Raw genomic sequence first — 23,888 nt, 5'->3', positions numbered from 1 at the left:
CGAGCCGCTGCACCTTCCCGCACGGTATTGTTTTATTCTTATCAAATGTCAACGATACGTGCGGCTGATTACCTATTATTATACCAAATAAGTAATTTACTATACATCTAAAACTTATTTTATTAATACCAATAGTACTTTATACTATTTATAAATAATAATTACATTTACAAATAACTAAAAATTTACAAACTATAGTTGTTTAGGTATATACTAAAAATTTTTAAGTTTGTCAATTTTTTTATTCAACTTTTTCCCGCCGCAAAAAGTTGCAAAAAGTGCAAGTCTAAAATAATACTAAATAGTACTAATTATGTTTTATATGTAAAATAAATTATTAAATTTAGCTAAAATATTAGCCTTTCGCTACTGCGGGCTGTGCCTGCTTCTCGCTGCAGGCGTACTTCGTATGTGGCAATCCACAGGACTTCCTACGGTCGCAAAAGAAGCGGGGGTACGGGGCAAAGCTGCAAATATTTAAAATCTAAAAAATTAATTTTGACAAATTATAGTTGTTTAGTATATAACCACAAATTATAATTTAATAATTAGTAATATGCAGATAAAGTTTCTCTAAACTGTCAAAATTATATTTACTTAAAAGTTCATCTTTACTTCCGCTTTCTAATATCTCTCCTTTATATAAAAATACTATTCTATCAGCAATATCTTCTACCTCTTCTAAATCATGAGAAGTAAAAAGAATTGTTTTATTATTGTAAGCAAGCTCTTTTATCATATTTTTTACATTATATCTTTCTCTTGGATCCAAGCTAGCTGTAGGCTCATCAAATATAAGTAAATCAGGGTTTTGCATAGTAGCTATCATTATGGCAAGTTTTTTCTGCTCGCCTCCTGAAAGTTTAATAGCTAAAGTTTTGGCATTAAGAGAATATTTATTAAGCATATTATTTATATCTTCATCTGTTATCTCTATATCATAAAGAGCTGAAAACATCAATATATTATCTCTTACAGTATATCCTTCAAAAAAAGGTGTAGACTGAAGCTGTACTCCTATATGCTTTTTATAATTATCTATATTTATTTTTAATTCGCCATTGTCTGCTTTTAATATACCTAATAATATATTTATAAGTGTAGTTTTTCCAGAACCGTTTGGTCCTACAAGTGCTGTAACTTCGCCTTTATTTATATCAAAATCTATTTTTTTTAATATTGTATTTTTATTAAACTTTTTCTCTATGTTTCTAGCACTAATCAAACTTTCCATATTAAGCAGTTACCAAATTTAATTTTATCAATTATTATAAAACCCGCTGCATTAATAATAAAACTATCAATACAGCAGGCATAAAAATTTATTATAACAATTATTATAATAAATTAATTGTTTGTTGTAGTTGTTACATTAACACAACAAGAGCAGCAACATCCTCCAGGAGTCAATACAACAGATTGGCTTTTTAGAGAACATGTTGTGCGTACTTTTGAAGAATATTTAATCATATCAACAACTCCTTTTGATGTTTTTTATATTAAACTCTTTATATAAAAATATTTATATAAAGAAATTAATACCAATAATTTAAGAGTACCTACGCATATTTTCAAACTGCCCGAAATAATACATTGTAAAAGCTATATTAGCAAATATCGGCGGTATCAAACTTCCGCTGTACTCAAATGCAATACCATTAACAATGGCAACCACTAAGCAGGCTATAGTAAATATAAATGCCTGTTTAATACTTCTTACTCTGAAAATTTCTTCCAATGAAAATAACATACCTGCTATAAAAATAGTAAAAAATAAATTCGATAATTTACTCTTTACAGCCAAATATATTACTCCGTTAAAAAATAAGCATTTTATTATACTTGATAATATTATCAATATCCATTTGGGATTTATTCTCGAAGAGTAAAGCAAATCCACAGAAGGCACTGATAATATATTATTAAATATAACATTAGCCCTTATATCTTTATTAATCAAACTCAATACAGCCATAATAATTTCAAAAGCAGAAATAACAGCGAAAATATTAATAAAAATATAAATTATGTATTTTCTCTCTATATATAAATATAACAAAATATTTTGTTTTTTCAAAATACTTATAAGCAAAGCAAAAGCAAACATAAAAATCCAATATATGTAAGTACTTACATAAACATACATCTCATTATATTCTAATTTACTATGATTCATCAAATTAAAACATATATTATTTATTATATTGTTATGCTCTAAAAATTTTATTAAAATACCTAGTATAAAAGATACTAATATATACGGCACAATTTCTAAAAATATCAATTTATCCTCTCTTTTTATGTATTATATTTATTTAATTTTTTTAAAGATAATAGATATAAAATACTGTTTTGAAAAAAGTGGCATAAAGCAGGTACTGTTATATTAAAAGAAGAGTAAACAAATAATAAAGAGTATATCAGTCCTGCAATAAACTTCTGAAATACAACATTAGCACCGAAATATATATGATTAAGTGCATATATGAAAGATGAAAGTATAATAATAGTAAAAATATTAAAAGAAAATATATTATAAGAAATATTAAAAAATACCTGCCTAAAAATTATCTCTTCGCATAAAGCACCTATAAATATAATTATAATATCAGTAAATATATTCTTTTTCTCTACTATTTCATGAACTTCTATATTTCTTATCCAAACTCTGTATTTAATAAAATGAATAATAATGCCCTCAAATAATTCTAATGCTATACATACAAAAGAAAATATAAAAGCTGTAATAATAAAATATATATTGACATTATAATTAATACTTCCAATATAACCCGTAAAAAATACAATTATCACAAATAATAAATAACTCAAAGCATTAGGAAGCATTCTGTTTATCTTAGCAAAATTTAACTTTATAAATATTCCAATCAAAGAAGTAGGAAAAGAAATAGATACTAGAACGAGCAGAGCACTAAGGTAATGGATGCGGGAATTCATTATTTGATATTCCTCCATTTTGAATTATCCTAGGGTGATTGCTGTAAGGAAAAGCAGGCATAGACATCTGCACAAGCTCTGGTATATAAACTCTCATAACACAAAAATCTTTATTTTCTATTTCAGAAGGTGTAATATCCAAATAAACGGCATATTTTGAAATATTATTAATACCTTTTAATAAATATTCTAAATCTTTTTGAGTATTAACTTCAAGATTCTTATATTTTTTTAACTGCACTTTTTCTGATATTTTACTATTAATGAATTTTAATTTTTTATCTTTATTTTCTAAATTAGCCCAATAATTCACATTGCTGTCAAGATTAAGATAATTTTTTTCTGATACAGTTTCCAAATAATCGCTAGGCATAGACAACGCACCATTAATATTTAATGTAAGTATAGCCAAAGCCTCCATAAAAGCCCTGTATATTACCTTTCTAGGATTAAGACCAGAGGAAGCACCTACTACAATATATGGAGTTTTTTCACTTTTATTTATAAGCATAACGGTAAAAACATAGCCCAAATTATTATCAGATGTATAATCAAATACTCTTATTTTATAATTAATGTCTTTAAGAATCATATTAATAGTTTCATTAAGTATATCATCATCAATAATGACTTCTTTAACTTTGCTGTCTGTATACCATTTTATCATGCATGCATCGCATTCTATTATCTCATTAATAGCCGATTTTAAAGCAAGATAAATATTTTTATGACTGGCACTACCCTTTGAAAATCCGCCTATAAATACTTTTTCTTTTTTATCCCTTCTTATTATGTGTGATAAAAAGAAATTCTGTGCTGGAACATAATATTCTTTTTTACTGTCAAATAAAGAAGGAAGAAGCACCCAAGAAAGCACATCATCTTCTGTAATATTTTCTAAAATACCTATATTATTTAATTTGTTTAAATCTTCATCTGTATATATTTTAACATACTCAAAAGGTATAACATTGTCTGGATATTTTTCTTTTAATTGATTATAAGAAAGATATTTAAGTTTTTCTTCAAAATACAAATTTGAAGTAAATAAAGCATATCTCTCAATACCTTCGCCTAATAACCTTATGATAGCCTCATCTCTATAAATACCATATCCTGAAAGATGATAATTCACATCAGCATTATCACCTAATAATATTTTATGATAATTAGGAAGCATTGCAGTACATGTATTAATATTTTCAGCAATTACAGAATTAGCCTGCATTATGATAATAGAATCCATTATACCAGTCTGATGTCCGCATATAGAATTATATTTATTTAAAATATTTTTATGACTTGGGTAATAATTAATCATATACTTTTATCCGTTTTTATTTAACAATTTATTTTTTTAGCATTTTTTTATAATTTTTTATCATTTCACTATAACCTTGCTTGAAAACTTTTCTATAATCTCTTTTGATGAAGTATACATCTCATTATATTTTGCCTTACTTATATGGCCGCAAGCAGGACAGAAAGGCACTCTAAGCAAATCCTGAACTTGAATCTCTATAGAAGGTATATAAACATTAATGACACGTCCTGATAATTTACATTTACCTATAGCCGCAAATAAAAATGCTTCATACAAAGCAATAGAAGTAAAACTTTGCAAAATAGGCGTTATATAAGTTCTTTTATTTTTTATTTTAAAGTTCATAGTCTGCTTAACAAATTTATTATAAACTGATAAACTTTCATTTCTTGCTATTACTCTGTTTTCAAAGCATTCGTAACAAGCTGTTTCTTTTCCCTTTATAGTTGTAATATTTAAAAATGGTCCGTCCAGTATTGATATAATTATTGGTATTGATTTATCAAGAAGAAGCCTATTAATATTTCTAAGCAAATTAAGTCTTGGTTTCTCTATACTTACAACTACGCATGATATATTATCAAATAACTTTAATAATTCTTTTTTTATTTCTATATTTTCAACAGCATCTGTTGTATCTGTAAGATTAGATTTTTCTATTTTTTTTATATCATCAGCACTCATCATATCAAGATTTATATATATATCTTTAGATACTAATAAGGCATAATCTTTTAATCTGTCATTATCGGTTATAAACATTATTTTATTTTTTTCTATTTTGCTTTCATCTGGAATATCATAAAAATATTCTCCTATAAGCTCATAAAGAGTATTTTGCATATTATTTTTTTTATCATCATACTCTAAAAATCTATTTCCAATCAAAGAAGATACAATATCATTTAGCACATTGCTGTCATTCTCATCTAATGAAAATTTTTTTACTATGTCATCAAAAGAGATAAGTTTATCATCAAAAAGTTCATTTGCTATAAATGTTATAACTTCTTTCATATTATCATTTAAATCATCTAAAGTTAAAGAAGCTTCTTCAAAATTCCATATACCCTTTCTAAATCTTATCTCATTATCAGAACCGAAAAAAATGCTTACATTATCATAAAGTTTAATATTCTTTTTAGCCATACAAAATCAACCTAATTATTTATTTTTTCTTTTTTATGTAATTTATATAAAATCATTTTGAAAGCAAAGTAAGATGCACAACATGATTAGTTTGTCCGTCAATATTTAAAAACTCTTCGGATAAAGTCTTATTAAATCCTCCGATATCGCATGCTAAAATACCGCTTGCTGCTGCCGTAAGCTGTATATTTTGGGCAATTTCCCCAGTTTCTATCAATGCAAACTGAAATGCCATATCACCATACTTTCTGGAGTTTTCATACATACTATACACATAATAAATTGATAAAGCTGTTTTTCTTAAATCTATATCTCCTCCGAAAACATTAGTATTATAATAATTTTCTAAATCTTTATCACTGAATAATTTAATTTTTTCAAGAGAATGAGTAAAAGGCATATATTTATATATTCCTTTATCAAGATTATTTATATTAAGAGCTGCTATATAAAGATATATAGGATAAAGTCCTCCTCCGGAAGGAGCTGTGCGTAGTTTTGATATATATTTATCGCCGAAAGTTATAGTGCTGTATTCATCTTTATTTAGCTTAAAATCAAAATCACCAGAAATACCATCTCCATAATATAGAAGTGTAGACAAATCACTTAAAGTAAGAGGTTTACCCTTAAAATCTCTTCTGCTTCTTCTTGATCTTATTACTGAACCTATAGGAGCATTAATATTTTTATAAGGAGGCAGTTTTACAGCATTTCCTTTTTTATGAACTTCCTCTTCAAGCAGTACTCTATTACTTAGAGAAGCATCTATAGGAAATGATGAATAGCTAGAAACATTATACAAAACAGATAAATCTATTGATGATTTTTTTGAGTTTAAAAGATATTCATCACTTATATTTCTATTTACTTCAGAGTGCATTACACCTCTGTATGAGGATTCGGCAGTTTTTATTCCTATAGTATCGGCATACATAGAAATTGGAATATTTGAAGAAAAATTTACGATACTAAAAAGTAATGGTATCTCTTTTGCCTCAAGTTCTTCTTTGCTTATTTCTATTTTTTTTGTTTTATTATTCTTCTCTTTTTTATCTGTCTTCTTAATAATGCCCATAAAATTTTTCCGCATGTATAAAACTTAATCTAATATAATAACCAAATATAATAAATTTCATAAAAATATCCAGTAATTATTTTCTATAGTATTGAAAACAAAAATAAATTGTATATAATTTTAATAATAATATAAAATTTTTTCTTTTGTAAGGAGAGCAATATGAGAAAACAATTTCAATTTGCATTCATATTGGTTACAATTATTTTATTTTCATTTTCTTGTTCATCTTCCAAAAAAACTGGAAATACTGGAAATCTTACTATAATACACATGAATGATACACATGGTAAAGATGAAGAAGAAAAAGTTGTAAACAAAGAAGTAAATCCGCCTGAAACTAATTATATGTACGGAGCTGCAAGAAGAGCTTCTTACATAAAACAGGTTAAATCTACCAATGATAATGTATTAGTTCTTCATGCTGGAGATACTATTACTGGAAGTGTTTATTCTACAGTGTTTCAGGGAAGAGATGAAGTTGATATAATGAATATGATAGGGGTAGATGCTGTAACTATAGGAAATCACTTTGTAGATTACGGACTTGATAATTTTACAGAAATAATGAAAGATAGAAAATTTCCAACACTTTCTGTCAATATAAAAAATAAAGCTGATAATAGTTATTATGCTATTCCATATATAGTTACAAATGTTAATGGTCTTAATGTTGCTGTAATAGGAGTAACAACTACAGAACCAGTTTATAGTTCTTCAAGTGTAAAAGATTTAGTATTTGAAGATGAAATACAGGCATTAAAAGATTTTATTAAAAAAACACCTCTTAATACTACTAATGATGTTACAATACTATTAAGTCATATAGGCTATGAAATGGATAAAAAAGTAGCAGAGGCTATACCTAATACATTTGATATAATAATAGGAGGACATAGCCATACAGAACTACAAGAAGCTGATATTGTAAATGGTACGCCTATAGTACAAACTGGCTGTTATGGAAAGTATTTAGGAGATATTAATTTAAGCGTTAGCAACGGCACTGTAAGCGGTTTTGATTATAAATTGGTATTAATGGATCAGAATATAGAACAGGATAAAGATATGCTTGCATTTATTGATGAGATGAAAGGTACTGTTGATAAAGAGTTTAATGTAAGAATAGGTACTTTGCCTGTTGAACTTCCTCAAGACGGAATAAGAACTAATTCTATGGCTATAGGAAATTTTGCCTGCGATTTGGTGCTTGATTCTTATGATAATATAGATATAGCTATAATAAACTCAGGAGCATTAAGAACATCTCTTCCTTCAGGAGATATTACTTTGGGAAAAATACAAAATGAATTCTTCCCTTTTAATAATCAGGCTGTAACTCTTTCATTAAACGGAAAAGATTTGCTTGATATGATAAAAATATCTGCTAAAAAAAGAGGAGGCGGAGGTTTTCTTCAGTATTCAAGAGGCGTTGAAATAGTATATAGTGCCGAAGGAGAATTGATATCTGCCAAATTAAACGGAGAGGATATTACAGAAAATAAAGATTATAATATAGTAATGTCTGATTATATTTTAGACGGCGGAGACGGATATACTGACAGCGAAAACAATCCTATAGGAAGAAAAGGAAAAAATATTATTATGACTGGAAATGATATAAGAGATGCTTTAATATCACAGATAAAAAAACTTAATAACATACCAGCAAATTATATTGATGAAAAACCTAGGGTAATATTTGAGTAAAACTTAAACAAAAAATAAGAGCCTGTTTTTATAAAACAGGCTCTTTTTATATAAAAATAAAATTATTTTTTAAATAAATGCATATAAGGAGCATTCATTATTTCAGCAAGCATAACAGCAGAAAAATTTGCCTCCTCTCTGTTATAATCTGCCCCATTATCTAAAAGTATTTTAATAATTTCTTCAGGCTGATTTTTAATAATAGCTAAATGAAGCGGACTTACTCCTCTTTCATTAATAGCATTAACATCAGCTCCTTTAGCAAGCAAAGCAGCAACTATATCAGGACTGCCAGTTTGAACAGCTAAATGCAGACAGCTTATTTTATTGTCAGCATAATTAACTTCTTCCTCTGTACTTTTATCTATTAACTCCAAAGCCTTATCAACATTTTCTTTCATATCAAAATTTTCATCATCTTTTTTCTTTACTATTTTAGAAAGTAAATCATATAGTTTAGACCTTTTGTACAAATTAGCATTAATAGCCATTAAATAAACCCCATCGTTTAGTGTATTATTATTATAATATAAACTTAAAATTCTTGCAATAATAGTATAAGAAACCAAAATAAGAATTCTATTATTTATATACATAATAAATATATTATTTTTTTTATTTTATTGTTAAAAAAATCGGATATTATCTTTCTCTCTCTTGTTTTTTATATTCATTCCAAAGATTATCCATCTCCTCTAATGACATATCTTCTAGTTTTTTATTCATGTCATATGCTGTTTTTTCAACATAATTAAATCTTTTTCTGAATTTTTCATTAACTTTTATTAAAGAGTTCACTGGATTAATTTTATTCATACGTGCAAAATCAAGAACTGTCATAATCAAATCGCCTATTTCCTCTTCCAAATGCTCTTTATCTTTTTCATTATAAGCCTCTTTAACTTCTGAAAGCTCTTCATCTATTTTTGCAAGCGAATCATCAATATTCTTATATTCGAATCCTACCCCAGCAGCTTTTTTCATCATCTTGTAAGATTTTTCCATTATAGGAAGTGATTTAGGAATGCCATCTAAAACGCTTTTAAATCCTGAATTATTCTTTTCTGTCTGCTTTATTTTATCCCATTGTTTAAGTATACCATCAACATCTTTAACATCACTGTCTCCAAATACATGAGGATGTCTTCTTATAAGTTTTTCATTGATATTTTTGCAAACATCATCTATATTAAATTTGTTTTCATCTCTTGCAAGTTCCGAAAAAAACACTACATGCAAAAGTACATCTCCAAGCTCTTCCTTAATATTCTCATAATCTTTATTATTTATAGCCTCAACAAGCTCGTAAGATTCTTCCAAAAAACATGGTATCAAACTATCAAAAGTCTGTTCTCTATCCCAAGCACAGCCGTTTTCTCCGCGTAATCTTTTTATTATAGATATTAATTCTTCAAATGAATTCATAATTTTAAGCCTGTATATTTTAATTAATTTTTGATTTTCTCATATAGTTAATTCTCTTTGGTTCTAATATAGCATTATATATTACAGCATTCTTTATATCTAATGAAGAGAGCATATGATTAACATGTCTTTTATTTTCTGATACTTTAAAATCATTATTACTTACATCTTCTTTTATATTATTAATTTGAGATATTTTCGAATTATATTTTTTCTGAAGTTCTAACATTTCTCTGTCATTATTTGAAGTTTCATAATTAGAAGTATATACATTTTGATGTTCTGTATTTTTTCTTAAAGTATCTTCACTGTAATTTTTTAAAGATTCCATATTCTTTTTAAGCTCTCTGAATATTTCCTCTTCATTACTATTATTAACTTTTTTATGAGTATAAGTTTTTTTATTATTATTTTTCACTGTATTTTTTGATTTTGTATTTACTTTATTTTTTTTAAGTGCTTTTTGTATGAGAGACACTATAAGCCATATTATACCTATTATTATATATATAACTAATTCTGACATAAAGATCCCTTTTCTTAAACTTTATTCAATATTTTTTTCATCATCATTATGTACATTTTCTTTTTTGTCTTTTTCGACCCTATTATTAACTATTCTAGTTGTAATAGAATATACAGCAAGAAGCACAAAACCAATAATCAATAATATATTTATAGCCGACATAATGGACTCTCATTTAAATAATATTCTTTATAATATTTTTATAGTTTAATATATAATCGTATTAATTTCAAGTTATAAAAAATAAAAAAGGCGAAGTACTTAAAAAATACTCCGCCTTTAATATTCATTTGTTATTTAATTATTACCAAGTGTCTAATGGATCATCTTCTTCTCTATAAGTTTCTAAGTACATATCTGTTTTAGCCATTAATTGGTCGAAATAGATATAGTATTTACCATAAGAGTCTCTAGGATCAACTTTAACATGTATACCCATAAAGCTGATACCTTGTTCTACTTGACCTCTAAAGTCTTCCTGTTCTATATTAGCAGGAACTTGAACAGTTATGTTTTTCCAACCCATAAAGTTAAGAGCTTCATTACCAACTGACTGAGGTTTTCCATTTATATCATAAACGTAGAAACTCATTTTATTATTATGGTTACGGCCTGCTACCCAAACACTAAGTTCTTTAGTATAGCCAGGGATTTTAACAGGTCTAGGAGGAGTTACAGAGAACCAAGGATAACCAGTTCTGAAGTACTCTACTTTAGCACCCAAAATATATTTATTATTTTCAGCACCTTCAGCTACTACATCAGCAGGACCGCCTTCACGACGAATAATGCTAACTACACCGTAATCTCTAGGCATAGAAGCCTGCCAAGTATTAGCAAATTCGAAATCATCTATCAAGTAGTTAGTAATAGCTTCAGTTACAAAATTGTTGCCATCTTCACCTTGCTGATTTTGAGTAGTTTGCTCACCTGTTTGAGCCGCATCTTGGGCAAACAACAAGAATGCAACAGTTAGAATTAACATTGTTATCAAGATACTTAATCTTTTCATATTATTCTTCTCCTTACTTATACCTTATTGTTGCGCTTCTTGAGTCTGTTCTGTAGTAGTATTTCCTGCAGCAGCACCGCCTTCTTCACCTACTACTTGAGCTCCGCCTTCTGTATATTGTTCAGAAGATCTTCCGCCAACTTCCTGACCTAATGTAGTTTCAATATCTGAACCGTCATAAGCTTCTCTAAATGTATCTGTAACAGTTTGGAAGTAATCCAATAAAACTACAAAGTTATCAGCTCTTTCCTCTGGTGATGACCAGAAACGGAAATTCATAAATCTTAAACCTTTTGCTCTAGGTACATAAGGTTCTTCTTGAGGAATAAAAGATGGTACTGCTGTACTCATATTTCTCCAACCGATAAATCTGATAGATCCTAAAGGCAATGTATAAGTATAACCACGATAGTCTTCAAATAACATTTCCATAGTATAGTCATAATTACCACCCCATACCCAAACATCAAAAGTCTGAGCTTTTCCTGGTATGATTTTTTGTACTGTTGGAACTAAGTCAAAGAAGTTATAAGATTTTCTGAAAAAAGAAACACTTACTGATAATGAATTAGTTGAATTATAGCTTTGGTTACCCATACCATATGGTTTTGTAGCGAATAATCTCATATTAGGATATTTCATTACAACACCATTTTCATTTGTTCTATCACCTCTAAACATAAAACGGCTAGCATTTGATATTGGCTGCCATTCATCTAATGTTTCAAAGTTGTAAAGCAGTCTAGTTTCCATGTAAACACTAGAAGTTTGTCCATAAACAGCAAATGAACATATGCTTATGAATAGACAAATGATTATGAGGTAGCGAGAAAAATCTCTCGTACTTCTATAGAATTTCATAGCGCACTCTCCTTAATATTTATAGCTAAGCAATTATATCCAATAACTTAGCACCATTATATTATAATCAACAAAAATTGTCAACTATAAAATATAAAATTCTCATACTATTATATCGATATAATGCTAATATAATTTTAGGAAATAATTATTTAAATTTGATTAAAATTTATATTGTGTTAATATTATTTTATAATTTTTTTTGAAAATAATGAAAATAATAAAAAATGAGATTAAACAAATACATAGCATCATTAAATATCGCAAGCAGAAGAGAAGCCGACAAACTTATTCAAAATGGGAATGTTAAAATAAACGGTATAATAAATACGAATCCCGCATATCAGGTTTCTGAAAAAGATAAGGTAGAATGTGATATAAAAGACTACAAAGAAGATAAAATATATATAAAATTAAATAAGCCTAGAGGATATGTTGTATCTTCAAATAAAAATGAGGGAAAACCTATATATAATCTGATTAAAAATGATTTTAATAATATATATCCTGTGGGAAGACTTGATAAAGACAGCAGCGGACTTATACTTCTTACAAATGACGGAGTATTCTCTAAAAAAATAATAGGTGAAAATACAAACTGCGAAAAAGAATATTTTGTCAAAGTTAATGATAGTATACCAGACGGAGCTTTAAAAAAACTTGAATATGGAATATCTTTAGACGGACAAAAATTAAAACCTGCTAAACTAAAAAGAATAACTAAAAACTCATTTCATATCATTCTTACAGAGGGAAAAAACAGACAGATCAGAAGAATGTGCCAAAAAATAGGATTTGAAGTAATAACATTAAAAAGATTAAGAATATCCGATATATTATTAGATGACTTAAAAGAAGGTTCTTTTAAACATCTTAAAGAAGATGAAATAAACTCTATATTAAATAATTAATTTACCATAGAGTTTATAAAAAATTGACAATTTTTTAAGCTATATATATAATAATATTACATGGTTAATTATATTTTACCATGCTGTTATTTTATTAAATATAATTGACACAAAAAAAATTTTTTATATACTTTCTACTTGAGTAATTTATTTTAAGGTTATTTTTATGAAAAACAACAAAGTTTTATTATTAAAATTAATTATTCCTTTCGCCGTTTTCTTGCTTGTAGCATATATTATTATGTTTTTTGCTTATAAAACTGTATATACCAATGAATTTATAAAAAATACATTGACAGAGATGGATAATACTGAACTAGTTTTATCTGTAGAAATGGAAAAAGTATATGATATAATGTATACATTAAGAGGATATTTTGAGGCAAATGATAACTCATTTACAAATATAAGAAAAACACTTGAAAGCATAATAAAATCAAATAAAAACATATATGATATACTATACGGAAATGAAATACCATACAGAGATGGTGGGCTTTTTGTTAATGGTATAAGTCCTTATCCTAATACTTATGATCAAACTTCAAGATTATGGTATAAAGGGGCTCTAACTAAAAATGGAATTTTTATCACAGAACCTTATGTTGATGCAAATACAGGCGGAATATGTATAACATTGTCATTAGCTGTATACACTAATAATTCACTAAAAGGAGTTATAGGTATAGACTTCTTAGAAATGAATAATATATCAAAAAAAGTAATCAGCGACAATCAGGTAAATATAATGACTTCAGCAGGACTTTATATGTCGCATCAAAATAAAGAATATATATTTAATGACAAATACAATGTATATCAGGAACCTCTATTTAAAGATGCAAAATCATTAGAAGATCCTAATAAGGCCATAATGCAGATAGTAGGAAATGAATGGTATACTATAAAATCATTAAGAGACACTCCTTATAAGATTGTAATACGCGGAAATATGAATGCTATCAATAACAGAATAAGAAATATTATGCTTGCATATCTTTTAGTTATTATTATTTTAATATCAATACAAACAGCATTAGCATTCTTCGTAGTTATACCTATATCTCAGATGCTTGATAAGGCTATGAATAGCATAGATCAAATGTCTAAAGGAAACTTTGTTATAGACAGTTCAAATAATGATAATAAAAATGATAAATCAGGCTCTTTAGTATCATATGTAAATAATATGAAAAATACTATAGGAAATGTTGTGTCAAAACTTCAGTCAAATCTTAACACAATAAATGCAGAAATAGAAAGCATATCATCAAGCAGCGAATATTTATCTGACAGAACAAATACTCAGGCCGCTGCTATAGAGGAACTTACAGGTTCAATGCAGTCTTTATCAAGTTCTATAAAAGAAGTGAGTTCTAATTCATTGCAGGCAAAAGATAAAAGTTCAAAAATAATGGAAACTACAACTACGGGTGTAGAAGCTGTTAATGAAATATCTGCTCATATGTATGAGATATCTGAATCAAGTAAAAAAATATCTGAAATAACCAAACTTATACAGTCTATAGCATTTCAGACTAATATACTTGCTTTAAATGCTGCTGTTGAGGCGGCAAGAGCTGGAGAACAGGGAAGAGGATTCGCTATAGTAGCAAGCGAAGTTAGATCTTTAGCTCAGACTGTTAATGAGGCAGCAAATAATATCACTTCCATTGTAGATGAAACTGTAAAAAGAGTAGAAATTGGAAATGAATCGGCAAATAAATCATCTTCTATATTAAATACTATTAATGATTTGGTAAAGGAAATGGAAATAGAACTTCAGGATATATCTCAATCTATAATGCAGGAAGAGGACGGAATAATACAAATGAATGTTGCAATAAAAGAATTAAATAATATTACTCAGGAAAACTCAAGTTTAGCCACTCAAAACTCATCTTCAAGTTTGGAGATATCAAATATGAGTAAAGATATTATTAATGAAATAGAATATTTTAAAGTAAAATAATTAATAATAAAAAATAATTAATAATAAAAGCAGGGAGTATATTTTTATTCCCTGCTTTTTTTATAAAAAATATTTAAATTTTTTAATACTGATAAATCCTACAATGAGAAAAATATTTTGCCGTTTTCTACATTAGATTTGGCAACTAATACCTTTACTTTATCGCCCAACTCATAAGCCTTTATCTTGTCTATATAAACACTTTGCATATCCTGATAAAATCTATAATTAGAACCAATATAAATAGATTCTATAAACCCTTCTATATCTAAACCTTCTATCTCTACATAAATACCTTTTGGAGATATAGAACTTATCACTCCGTAATATTCATCTCCTAATCTGTCTTTCATATATCTGGCTGCTTTTATCTGTCTTGTGTATCTCTCTGCTTTCTTTGAAGTTTTATCGAGGATAGATAAACTATCAATAGAATCTTTGCATATATTTTTTAAATTATCTTCTATAATTTCCCTGCCTGATAAAATAGTATCCTTAACTATTCTGTGTATAAGCAGATCAGCATATCTTCTAATAGGAGAAGTAAAATAAGTATAATAATCAAGCCCCAAACCAAAATGACTTTTATTTATTATACTATAAGACGAAGGCGTCATTGAACGAAGCAAAACAGGTATAAGCAAATTCTCTTCCTGCTTACCTTTAACCCTATCAACAAACTCTTTTATATCATAACTTTTATCTGGAAGTTCTTTTAAATCATAGCCTTTATTATGAGCTAGTATTTTAAAATTATTAAATCGATATTCATCTGGAACGCCATGATAACGGTATATTGCCCCGTCATATTTAGAGAGCTTTTTTGCTATTTCGCTGTTTGCTAAAAGCATTAATTCTTCTACTATTGACATAGATTGTTTTTTTTCTTCTGCATAAAACTCTATAGGTATGCCGTCATCATTTAAAACAATTTTTATATCCTGATTATCAAATTCAACTCCCCTGCCCTCTTTTCTTCTATTATATAATAGATTTTTTATAGTTAAAGCATTATCAATTAAAACCATAAGCCAATCTTCATCTTGGCATTTTTTATCTATAATATCCTCTGCATAATCATAAGATAATTTTCTATTAGAATTAATAACACTTTTAAAAACTTCTGAAGATAATACTTCTCCTCTATTATTAATATGAACTAATAATGTCATAGCAAATCTGTCTGTGTTTTCATTTAGAGAAATTACATTATTAGATAAAATTTCTGGAAACATATTGTATACTTCATCAATCAAATATGTAGAGTTTCCCCTGCTTCTAGCTTCAATATCTAAAGGAGAATTAAGCTCTATAAAATGGCTTACATCAGAAATATGAATATAAACTTTATAATTATCATCATCTTGTTTTTCTATACTCAAAGCATCGTCCAAATCTTTAGAACTTTCACTGTCTATAGTTATAGTTTTTAAATTTCTTAAATCAATTCTATTTTCTTCTATGTTATTAAAATCAGCAGCCTCATTTATTTTTTCAGCATACTTAATTAATTCTTCGCTGAAATCCTGCTTTATATTATAAGCCTTAGCTATAATTTTAGAATCTTCTTTGGCATTTTTAACATCAATATTTACCTTAACAGATTTTACTGTTTTTGGTGCCTCTTCTTTACCTTCCAATTTATTAATATACTGTCTTCCTTCTTTTGTAACTTTAAGCAAATTACCGTCAGTTTTTTGTATATAACCATCGCTTATAGCTTTTCTTATCAAATTTGTGAGTGCAGTTTTTTCAATTGCTGTTTTTGAATTAAATTTTATGAATATATTATAGTCCATTTGATTTTTCATAAGCTTCTTTATTAGTTCTTCTGCTGTTTTCATTAATTCACCTTTCAAATTAAATTTCAAATAATATATACTTTTTTCAAAGTTATTTCAATTAAAGCAAAAAAAATTCATATATATGTAAAAACTTTATAATTTTTTTGAGTATTTTTAGAATTCTTTTTATCATTCTTATGTATGAACCTTTAATATATAAACAATTATATTTTTTTAAATATTGTAAAGTAAAATCCAAGCTTATAAAAACAGTATCATTATTTTGAATAGTCATATTGAAATTGTATATAGAATTTTTATTAAGTGTATTTATTAGTGTATCTATAAATGTATTGATATGTGTATTTAATCTGTATTTGTGTATTTTGTAAAATATTACCCCTATTTATTCATTGTCTTTTTATCGTTAATTCATTATAATTTAAATATAAAGATTGATGATAACAAAGAGGTTTTTATGATAAAATATAATATAAATAACAGCAGCTACCCAATACCTGAAACAAAAGAAGAATTTATTAAAGCGGCAATGAAAAAAGGTAAAAAAGATATGTATATAGTATCTTTTAAAAAAGGAATTTATAAAAAACAAAAAATCTCTTTGTATAATGAAACTTTAAAAATAGAATCAGATAAAACTACAGTAGATGATGAAGAACTTAAAAAAATTATAAAAAATAGTTTTTTTGAAAATGGTGCTTTCATACGTTTAATAAAATATAAAATTGATTTGATAGAAAAAGAAATATGTGAACTTCCAAACTTGAAAGAATATATTAAAGATAAGCTTTATGATAGTTTAAGAACTAAATTGCATAAAGATGAATACAAAGGAATACTAAATCCTTATAAAATGGACGAAGAAAATGCATTATACTGCTATCATCATTTTATAATACTTGATGAAATAGCAAGATTATTAAGCGGTAAATCAATAGCAGAAATTGAAAATATAATTTTTGATTTAAAAAAGATAGAGGAGGAAATAAAAGAAAAAATATCATTTGCAGAGGAAAAACAAGATGCAGGCAATCATGAAGAAGCTTTGGAAGATATTGATAAAGCATTAGAACTTGATAATGAAAGTGCAGAAGCTCATTATATCAAAGGGGTATCAAATTTCAATCTAAAAAAATTTGAATCAGCATTAGAAGATTTTAGCAAAGCTTTTGAACTAGGATATAGTGAAAATAATATTTATATTTTTAAAGGCAAATGCCTTTATAATTTAGAAAGATTTAAAGAAGCTCTTGAAGTTTTATATGAAGCTTTAAAATTGAATAATGAAGATTCTGAAATATACTGCTTTATTGGTATGTGTTATTATAAATTAAACGATAAAGAAAATGCTTTTAATAATCTAAATAAATCAATAGAATTAAAAACAGAAAATCCTGCCGCTTTCTATTACAGAGCCTGCTGTTACTATTCAAACAAAAAAGATATTGATGCTTTTGATGATTTATCAGAAGCTATTAGATTGGATAGTAAATATTCTAATGCATATTTAAAAATTGCTGTTATAGCATTAAACAGAAATGATGTAAAATATGCTATAGATAATATATACAAAGGATTATATGGTGCAGATGATTATGAGGCTGTGAAAGAATTAATTGATATATTGTTCAATGACTTTGATTTGCATAGAGTAACTTTATATCATTTATTAGGTGTTTATGGAAAGCATAATGAATCAAGTATATATTTACTTAATAAAATGATTCTATACTTTTTGAAAATGAGTTATCTAAAAAATTATACTTCTTTATATAATAAAGATTCTAATAATTTGTTTAGTTATAATCGCAGTGATTATGATATAGAATCTAATATAAGTTTTAAAATTCAAAAAATAATAGAATCGCTTGATGAAAAAGTATACGAAGACCATAAACTTCTATTTAATATATGCAGATTTTATTTTGTATATTATAAAGAGCGTAATGATAAAGAAAGATTTAAGAATATAAAAAAATACTTTGATAAGGCTATAAATTTATTTGAAGATGATAAAGAAAAAAGCTTAATATATTATTATCTTGGAAATAGATGTTTTTATCAGTTTAGGGAGGCAGCCGAGTATATGGAAAAAGCATTGAATTTGTATAGTGATAATTCCATTTATAAATGCAGTCTATTAAGTATTTTTCAATCTATACTTCCTATGCCTCAAGAATGGATAGAAAAAATAAAAGAATACTTAAATACTGATAATTTTAGCTATAAAAACTATTTATGCTTTATTATAGAAATTTTTATATACAGAGAATACAAAATTGGAAATACGGAGGATTTTAAAAATATAATTACTTCTTTGCATAATGAGTACAGAGCTGTAATTGATATTAATATAGATATTGATTATGTTAATTCTAATATCAAATTATTTAATAAAGATTATAGAATTAGTGATGATATTATAGAAAGACATTTTATGTTTTCGTATGAAGCTTTATTCATATTATCAAATGAAGACTGTAATACTTATAATATGAAAGTAAAATATTTGATAGAATCTGGAAAATTCTTTTTAAGAATTTCAAAGTATGATAAAAGCATCAAATATTTTAATGAAGCACTAGATAATATTGAATGTAGAATAAAATATTACGAAAAAATTTTGAAAGATATTGAAGCTGATGGAAAATATTATCATGGTATAAAACATAAAGATTATAAAAAAATTTTAGAAGATTTATTAAAAAATTTAAATGATTATAAGAATGAGTGCTTATATTACTCAGCTATAATTAAATATAAAGATGAAAAATATGATGAGGCTTTAAGTCTTTTTCAAGGTATCGATAATTTTCAATACTGCAGCATATATATTTCATTACTCTATTATGAAATAGGAGATAATGAGAAGTATATTGAAAGTGTAAATAATATTCAAGAAGACTACCATATTAAATCTTATTCAAAATATTTATACACAAACAATAATGCTTCTAAAGAAGAAAGCATACATTTAATAGCTTCTTTTACAAAAATGGCTCAGTTTTTATTGATAGATAATTTAAAGGAAAAATCTTTAAAATACTATAACTTGGCTTTAGATAAATGCAATGAGTTTTTAGACAATAGTAATATTTTTTACTATATGAAAGGAATGATAAAATATCTAATTTTTGAACTTGATATAAATAGAGAAGATATTTTAGAAGAAGCATTTGAATACTTGAAAAAAGGTTATAATGCTGAAAATGAATTAAAGAGAATATTTACTGAGGCTATTAACTGGCATAAAGATATATTTATAAAAGATATGTACAGAGAAAAAGCAGATAACATGCTTAGAAAATGTTTATATGAAGAAGCTTTAGAATTTTATTATAAGGCACTTTATATAAAATATGAAGAAGAGATACTTATATATATAGGTATATGTCAATGCTCTATTGAAAATTATGATGATGGATTTAGATTATTTTCAGAGGATTTGAAAGTCAATGAAAACTCATATAAAGGCTATATTTATTTGGCTAAGTATCAATATAATAAATACCGCAAAACAAATGATAATAGCTTAAAAGAATATATACTTTATAATATTGATACGGCATATAGTAAAGCTAGTGATTCGGATAAAAATATATTAGATGAAATAAAGCAGTATTATAAATATGAATTGAATAATTCTGTTTCTAATATTATAGAGTACATTGAAATGCTATGCAGTATATACATAAATTTAACAGAGTATTATAAAAAAGAAAATAATATTATTATGTCTGCTTTATTTATAGATATAGATTATCTGCATAACAAAATTGTATCTTTATGTTCTAATAAAAAGTTAGGAAATGAAAGATTTTATTTTTTAGCTATGATTGACTGCTGCTTTTATTCTTTGACTAGAGAAAAAAAAGACAATGTTATCAATAGTCTTGAAAAACTATTTGAAAACTACAATGGAGAGAGCTGCATAAAAGATAATATTAATTCTTTGGAAAAAATTGAAAAATTATATTTAAGAAGTATTTACGAAGATATATTGGATAAAAATTTTAAAGAAGGATTATATGAAAAAACTATAAAAATAGCAGCTTCAATTACAGAGCTTTTAAAATCAGAATCTATTATTTATAGTTATGATTTTAAAGAATACGAAGCAAAGAGTTTGTACGAACTTGGAAAATATGAGGAGGCTTTGAATTGTTTTGAAAATTCAGGCAGCCCTAGCGATATATATAAATACTTATGCTATATAAGACTCGGCAATTTTTATGAGGCTCAGAAGGTATTTAGTAATAAATTAATAAATTTCGGTGAACAATGGCGTGATTATGATTATATAAAAGAAAAACTAAGGGATATATTAAATAGTGGAAGCAAAGATCAAAAAGAATATGTCAGAAAATTCTTAAATAAAACTGACATTGTAATTTAATAAAATTAAAACCGCATAACGTATAAAAACCTATTTTTATATACATATCAATAATTAATGGGGGAGAACTATGCTTAATAAATATGATTTTCATGGCAAAAGTGCCAAAGAAACAAAATTAGAATTAATAAGTATATTAGAAACATTAATTAATAATAATTTTTCTAATAGCATAGAGATTGTATTCGGCAGAGGTTTGCACAGTATAGATAATAAGCCGATTTTAATACATGTTGTTATAAGAGTAGTAAAAAAATACAAAAAAATAGGATACATAAAAAAATACTTCTTAAGAAAAAGAACTTTAGGAGGTTCAATGATAGTGAGTTTATGTAATCAGTAATAGTATATAAAAGTGAAATATCTTTTTATATAAAAATTAATATAAGGAGTTAATTATGAGTAAAAAACCAAATCATAATGCTGACATTTCAAATGCCAACAAAGGTACATCTGGAACAAATATTACATATGACAAGAATCAAGGCAATAGAGGAAAACAGATGAACCCTAATCAGAAAAAATAATAAATAAAATTTTTTCTGTAAGCCGCTTCAAATTATTTATTAGTTTGGGGCGGTGAAAAAATTATAAATGATGAAAGTTAGTATAAAAAAGTTTATATCTAATGATAGCAAGGTATTAAAAAAATTAATAATAATATTTAAGGAGATTGTATAATGAACATTTACTTATTTATTGACTTGCATGGAAAAAGAGCAAAAGAAGTAAGAAGCTGCTTCATAAATTTATTAAAGATATTATGCATATTAAAAATATTATTTGGAAACAGTTTAAGTATTAATATGGAGGTGGTATTTGGAAGAGGGCTTCATAGTAAGAACAACAAACCTATTCTGAAATATGTTGTTTTAAGACAAGCTGAAAAATATAAATATTTAGGCTATCAATATAAATTAAATAAAAAAACAGCTAACGGCTCTATGATTATAACTTTTTAATTTTGACTTTATACAAGTAAGGTAAATATAAAATGGCTAGAAGAGATGAAAATAACAATATAGATACAAATGCTAAAAGAGATATAAACCATTCTGATTTGCATTATTTTATAAAAAGCAAAAAATATACTTTGCCAAAATATTCATTTATTTTAAGGAGCAAAAAAAGATTAATGTCCATAGGAGAGTTTTTAAAACTTCTTGAAAAAAATAATATAAAGAATATGAGCATTAATTTATTAAGAGAATGGGATAATAAAGAGCTTCTTCCAGCATACAGAGTAGAAAAAAGGAATGATTAGAACAGAAAGCAGATACTACATAATGGAGCATCTTGATATCGCAAGGGAGATAGTAAAATTAAAATCTTACGGACTTGAAATAAGAGAGATAGAAAATATTATTTTTGAAAATAAATCTTTTGAAATACTTTTCTTATCAAAAATAATAAAAAACAAAGAGTTATTTATGAAGATGAAAGATATTGTAAAAAACATACATCATATAGAAGATGAGCTTGTAAGTTCTATATGCACTGAAGTGAAAAAAATATTTAATATCAATGACGCTGATTTTAAAGACACTTTTAATGATAATTATTTAAGCACTATATTAAATGATTATAAAAAGAGTAATTTAAATACTGATGAAGCAAGTATATTGCTGTTATCATTAATACTTTTAAGTTTATACGATTCTTATGATAATAATTGTTTTGACAGAAAAAAGTTCTCTAAACAGTTTTACAGTATCATAAGCGAAAATAAAAATCATACCTAACCATAATGAGGTAATCACTTTATTGATTAATAATATTGAATAAAGAGCAAATATATTTAATATGAATAGATATGCTTTAAACACTTGATAACTTATTAAAGATGATAAAAAATCTTTAATTGTTATAAATAAAAAATATTTAAGGAGCAACTAAAATGAAAAAACAATTATTCAAATTTCTTTTATGCTTAACAGCAGTAATATTTGCAGTTAGCTGCGGAGGAAAGAATGATTCCCCTACAAGTCCTAACATAGGTACATTTTCTGTATATCGTGTTAATAAAGAATTTCGTATAGGAGTTGATACTGATAATTCTACAGTAAAAACTTCAGGACGTATTCAGCTTAGTACAAGCTATGAAGCCAAAGTTGAAATAAACAAAGTTACAACTTCTGGAACAGTCCAATTAGAGCCTTCAGATTTTACATTATCTCAAGATACAATATCAGTACCATATAGTCCTGCAACTGCTGATTATATAACAGTATCATTATCTCCTTCTGGAATTGAAAAAATAAAAAAAGCTGAAAAAGCAAAGAGTGTTAAATATACATTAACATTCTTATTTACAAGAATATCAGATAATCAAACATACACATTAGATGAAGAATTTCAAATTGCCAATCTTCAAATAATAACTAAAACAGATATAGAAACAGCTATGAGAGTAACTTTAGATGTAGGTACTGATGCTATAGCTGATAAATGGAAATTTGATTTATCAGGTTTCACATTAAATCAAAATCAGCCTTATGAAGCAACAGTATCTGGTACTGTTAACAATGCAAAAGATGTAAGTGATGGAGAAAATGCTATTACTCTTCAAACATATAAAGAAGGAATTGGAAATAATATAAATTAAATCAATCAATATTATAAAAAGCCTGTCTTGTAGTGAGCTATGGGGCAGTTTTTTTTAATATATACTGAAAATTTTTAAGTTTGTCAATTTTTTAATTTATGGTATAATCAAAATATGGATTTTAATTTAACAGACGAAGAAATAAAATTTTTGAAA

At 26.1% G+C, this 23,888-nt stretch carries 23 protein-coding genes; 10 read left to right on the top strand and 13 right to left on the bottom strand.

Going from position 1 to position 23,888, the window contains the following annotated elements:
- Positions 1–541: 541 nt before the first annotated feature.
- The 6 genes from Q1X91_RS06830 to Q1X91_RS06805 all read right to left on the bottom strand — a co-directional run bounded on the left by Q1X91_RS06830 (position 542) and on the right by Q1X91_RS06805 (position 6,509).
- Entirely contained in the window at positions 542–1,234 is a 693-nt protein-coding gene (locus Q1X91_RS06830) for an ABC transporter ATP-binding protein (protein WP_300754921.1), read from the bottom strand.
- Positions 1,235–1,549: 315 nt separating this feature from the next.
- Positions 1,550–2,284: a hypothetical protein gene (locus tag Q1X91_RS06825; protein WP_300754919.1), complete on the bottom strand. Its 735-nt coding sequence runs from the start codon at positions 2,282–2,284 to the stop codon at positions 1,550–1,552.
- A gap of 14 nt (positions 2,285–2,298) precedes the next feature.
- The gene (locus tag Q1X91_RS06820) at positions 2,299–2,958 is read right to left on the bottom strand and encodes a CPBP family intramembrane glutamic endopeptidase (RefSeq protein WP_300754916.1); all 660 of its coding nucleotides are present in this window, start codon (positions 2,956–2,958) and stop codon (positions 2,299–2,301) included.
- Positions 2,933–4,279, bottom strand: coding sequence for a YcaO-like family protein (locus Q1X91_RS06815; protein WP_300754913.1), 1,347 nt, complete (start codon positions 4,277–4,279; stop codon positions 2,933–2,935). The genes Q1X91_RS06820 and Q1X91_RS06815 overlap by 26 nt, the downstream gene beginning before the upstream one ends.
- Positions 4,280–4,339: 60 nt before the next feature.
- On the bottom strand, positions 4,340–5,431 hold the full coding sequence (locus Q1X91_RS06810) for a streptolysin associated protein SagC (RefSeq protein WP_300754910.1): 1,092 nt from the start codon (positions 5,429–5,431) through the stop codon (positions 4,340–4,342).
- Positions 5,432–5,483: 52 nt separating this feature from the next.
- Positions 5,484–6,509 carry a SagB/ThcOx family dehydrogenase gene (locus tag Q1X91_RS06805; RefSeq protein WP_300754907.1) on the bottom strand — a complete coding sequence of 342 codons (1,026 nt, stop codon included), beginning with the start codon at positions 6,507–6,509 and terminating at the stop codon, positions 5,484–5,486.
- A 162-nt stretch (positions 6,510–6,671) separates the two neighbouring features.
- On the opposite strand from Q1X91_RS06805, the gene Q1X91_RS06800 reads away from it, so the two are divergent.
- A complete protein-coding gene (locus Q1X91_RS06800) occupies positions 6,672–8,219 on the top strand; it encodes a bifunctional UDP-sugar hydrolase/5'-nucleotidase (protein ID WP_300754904.1) in 1,548 nt (515 codons plus the stop codon).
- A 62-nt stretch (positions 8,220–8,281) separates the two neighbouring features.
- On the opposite strand, the gene Q1X91_RS06795 is transcribed toward Q1X91_RS06800, so the two are convergent.
- The 6 genes from Q1X91_RS06795 to Q1X91_RS06770 form a co-directional block, all read right to left on the bottom strand.
- A complete protein-coding gene (locus Q1X91_RS06795; RefSeq protein ID WP_300754901.1) occupies positions 8,282–8,710 on the bottom strand; it encodes an ankyrin repeat domain-containing protein in 429 nt (142 codons plus the stop codon).
- 151 nt (positions 8,711–8,861) lie between these two features.
- Positions 8,862–9,644, bottom strand: a complete 783-nt coding sequence (mazG, locus tag Q1X91_RS06790; RefSeq protein ID WP_300754898.1) for a nucleoside triphosphate pyrophosphohydrolase — start codon at positions 9,642–9,644, stop codon at positions 8,862–8,864.
- A gap of 19 nt (positions 9,645–9,663) precedes the next feature.
- Positions 9,664–10,170, bottom strand: coding sequence for a hypothetical protein (locus tag Q1X91_RS06785; protein ID WP_300754895.1), 507 nt, complete (start codon positions 10,168–10,170; stop codon positions 9,664–9,666).
- 21 nt (positions 10,171–10,191) lie between these two features.
- The gene (locus tag Q1X91_RS06780) at positions 10,192–10,332 is read right to left on the bottom strand and encodes a hypothetical protein (protein WP_300754893.1); all 141 of its coding nucleotides are present in this window, start codon (positions 10,330–10,332) and stop codon (positions 10,192–10,194) included.
- A 142-nt stretch (positions 10,333–10,474) separates the two neighbouring features.
- A complete protein-coding gene (locus tag Q1X91_RS06775; protein ID WP_300754891.1) occupies positions 10,475–11,182 on the bottom strand; it encodes a flagellar filament outer layer protein FlaA in 708 nt (235 codons plus the stop codon).
- Positions 11,183–11,206: 24 nt separating this feature from the next.
- The gene (locus Q1X91_RS06770) at positions 11,207–11,935 is read right to left on the bottom strand and encodes a flagellar filament outer layer protein FlaA (RefSeq protein WP_300754924.1); all 729 of its coding nucleotides are present in this window, start codon (positions 11,933–11,935) and stop codon (positions 11,207–11,209) included.
- A 335-nt stretch (positions 11,936–12,270) separates the two neighbouring features.
- Between Q1X91_RS06770 and Q1X91_RS06765 the strand changes: the two genes are divergently transcribed.
- Both Q1X91_RS06765 and Q1X91_RS06760 read left to right on the top strand, forming a co-directional pair.
- Positions 12,271–12,954, top strand: a complete 684-nt coding sequence (locus tag Q1X91_RS06765) for a pseudouridine synthase (RefSeq protein ID WP_300754888.1) — start codon at positions 12,271–12,273, stop codon at positions 12,952–12,954.
- 166 nt (positions 12,955–13,120) lie between these two features.
- On the top strand, positions 13,121–14,926 hold the full coding sequence (locus Q1X91_RS06760; protein ID WP_300754885.1) for a methyl-accepting chemotaxis protein: 1,806 nt from the start codon (positions 13,121–13,123) through the stop codon (positions 14,924–14,926).
- 98 nt (positions 14,927–15,024) lie between these two features.
- Here Q1X91_RS06760 and Q1X91_RS06755 read toward each other — a convergent pair whose 3' ends face one another.
- Complete coding sequence (locus Q1X91_RS06755; protein ID WP_300754882.1) at positions 15,025–16,770, bottom strand: ribonuclease R family protein; 1,746 nt, start codon at positions 16,768–16,770, stop codon at positions 15,025–15,027.
- A gap of 418 nt (positions 16,771–17,188) precedes the next feature.
- Here Q1X91_RS06755 and Q1X91_RS06750 point away from each other — a divergent pair, with 418 nt between their 5' ends.
- The 7 genes from Q1X91_RS06750 to Q1X91_RS06720 all read left to right on the top strand — a co-directional run bounded on the left by Q1X91_RS06750 (position 17,189) and on the right by Q1X91_RS06720 (position 23,732).
- Entirely contained in the window at positions 17,189–21,127 is a 3,939-nt protein-coding gene (locus Q1X91_RS06750) for a tetratricopeptide repeat protein (RefSeq protein ID WP_300754879.1), read from the top strand.
- 70 nt (positions 21,128–21,197) lie between these two features.
- Positions 21,198–21,470, top strand: a complete 273-nt coding sequence (locus tag Q1X91_RS06745; RefSeq protein WP_300754876.1) for a hypothetical protein — start codon at positions 21,198–21,200, stop codon at positions 21,468–21,470.
- 55 nt (positions 21,471–21,525) lie between these two features.
- Positions 21,526–21,654, top strand: a complete 129-nt coding sequence (locus Q1X91_RS06740; protein WP_020004876.1) for a hypothetical protein — start codon at positions 21,526–21,528, stop codon at positions 21,652–21,654.
- Positions 21,655–21,807: 153 nt separating this feature from the next.
- Positions 21,808–22,089, top strand: a complete 282-nt coding sequence (locus tag Q1X91_RS06735) for a hypothetical protein (RefSeq protein WP_300754870.1) — start codon at positions 21,808–21,810, stop codon at positions 22,087–22,089.
- 32 nt (positions 22,090–22,121) lie between these two features.
- On the top strand, positions 22,122–22,391 hold the full coding sequence (locus tag Q1X91_RS06730; protein ID WP_300754867.1) for a hypothetical protein: 270 nt from the start codon (positions 22,122–22,124) through the stop codon (positions 22,389–22,391).
- On the top strand, positions 22,384–22,869 hold the full coding sequence (locus tag Q1X91_RS06725; protein WP_300754864.1) for a hypothetical protein: 486 nt from the start codon (positions 22,384–22,386) through the stop codon (positions 22,867–22,869). The genes Q1X91_RS06730 and Q1X91_RS06725 overlap by 8 nt, the downstream gene beginning before the upstream one ends.
- Before the next feature lie 155 nt (positions 22,870–23,024).
- Positions 23,025–23,732 carry a hypothetical protein gene (locus Q1X91_RS06720; protein WP_300754861.1) on the top strand — a complete coding sequence of 236 codons (708 nt, stop codon included), beginning with the start codon at positions 23,025–23,027 and terminating at the stop codon, positions 23,730–23,732.
- The last annotated feature ends 156 nt before the right edge of the window (positions 23,733–23,888 follow it).

This window comes from uncultured Brachyspira sp., from assembly GCF_949287625.1.
Classification (GTDB): domain Bacteria; phylum Spirochaetota; class Brachyspiria; order Brachyspirales; family Brachyspiraceae; genus Brachyspira.
This window is presented reverse-complemented; position numbering and strand designations above follow the sequence as displayed.